Origin of the sequence: Streptomyces sp. NPDC057654 (assembly GCF_042800135.1) — a bacterium.
Classification (GTDB): domain Bacteria; phylum Actinomycetota; class Actinomycetes; order Streptomycetales; family Streptomycetaceae; genus Streptomyces.
In genome coordinates, this window is the sequence record NZ_JBHVHQ010001376.1 from 1 (window position 1) to 1,376 (window position 1,376).

The following is a 1,376-nucleotide window of genomic DNA, read 5'->3' on the forward strand; positions in this document are numbered from 1 at the left end:
CGGCCGGGCCGTGGCGCGCGAAAAACGACGTGCCGGGGAACGAAGCTCTCGAAGTTCGCTCGTTTGAGCGGTAGTTACGGGCAAACGGTGAAAATAACGACGTTCTTGTGCATGTTGCCGACGGGCACTAGGTTCTCGGGGCAGTTGAGGGGAGCCGGCCCGGACGTGGCGGCCGGCCTTGGAAAGGGGCACACAGCAATGACGCGCAAGACGGTGCGGATCGCCATGAACGGCGTCACCGGCCGCATGGGGCACAACCAGCACCTCGTACGCTCGCTCCTCGCCATCCGCGAGCAGGGCGGCATCGACCTCGGCGACGGTTCTGCCATCTGGCCCGAGCTCGTGCTCGTCGGCCGTTCCGAGTCCAAGCTGGAGGCCGTCGCGCGCCGCCACGGACTCGACTCGTGGACCACCGACCTCGACGCCGTCCTCGCCGACCCCGCCGTCGACGTCTACTTCGACGCCCAGGTCACCGCCGCCCGCGTGGACGCCGTACGCAAGGCCGTCGCCGCCGGAAAGCACGTCTACTGCGAGAAGCCCACCGCCACCAGCGTGGAGGACGCCCTGGAGCTCGCCCGCCTCGCGCGCGACGCGGGCGTCAAGTCCGGCGTCGTCCAGGACAAGCTGTTCCTGCCCGGCCTGCGGAAGCTGAAGCGGCTCATCGACGGCGGCTTCTTCGGCCGTGTGCTCTCCATACGCGGCGAGTTCGGCTACTGGGTCTTCGAAGGCGACTGGCAGAGCGCCCAGCGCCCCTCCTGGAACTACCGCGCCGAGGACGGCGGCGGCATGACCGCCGACATGTTCCCGCACTGGGAGTACGTCCTGCACGAGCTCTTCGGCCCCGTACGGACCGTGCAGGCGCACATCACCACGCACATCCCGCGCCGCTGGGACGAGAAGGGCAAGCCGTACGAGGCGAGCGCCGACGACTCCGCGTACGGCGTCTTCGAGCTCGAAAGCGGCGTCGTCGCGCAGATCAACTCCTCCTGGGCGGTGCGCGTGAACCGCGACGAGCTGGTCGAGTTCCAGGTCGACGGCGTCGAAGGCTCGGCCGTCGCCGGGCTGCGCCGCTGCCGCGTCCAGCACCGCTCCGCCACCCCGCGGCCCGTGTGGAACCCCGACATCCCCGCCACCGAGGAATTCCGCGCGCAGTGGCAGGAGGTCCCGGACAACGACGAGTTCGACAACGGCTTCAAGGCGCAGTGGGAGCTGTTCCTGCGCCACGTCGTCCTGGACGAGCCCTGGCACTGGGACCTCCTCGCGGGCGCGCGCGGCGTGCAGCTCGCGGAGCTGGGCCTGCGCTCGTCCGCGGAAGGCCGCCGCCTGGACGTGCCGGAGCTGTCGCTGTGACCATCGAACTCCCCACCGAGGACGGC

At 70.0% G+C, this 1,376-nt stretch carries 1 protein-coding gene; it reads left to right on the top strand.

Features of this window, described 5'->3' with window-relative positions:
- The first annotated feature begins 198 nt into the window (after nt 1–198).
- Nucleotides 199–1,350 (top strand): Gfo/Idh/MocA family protein, encoded by a 1,152-nt coding sequence (locus ACFU99_RS43745; protein WP_384404363.1) that lies wholly within the window; start codon nt 199–201, stop codon nt 1,348–1,350.
- The last annotated feature ends 26 nt before the right edge of the window (nt 1,351–1,376 follow it).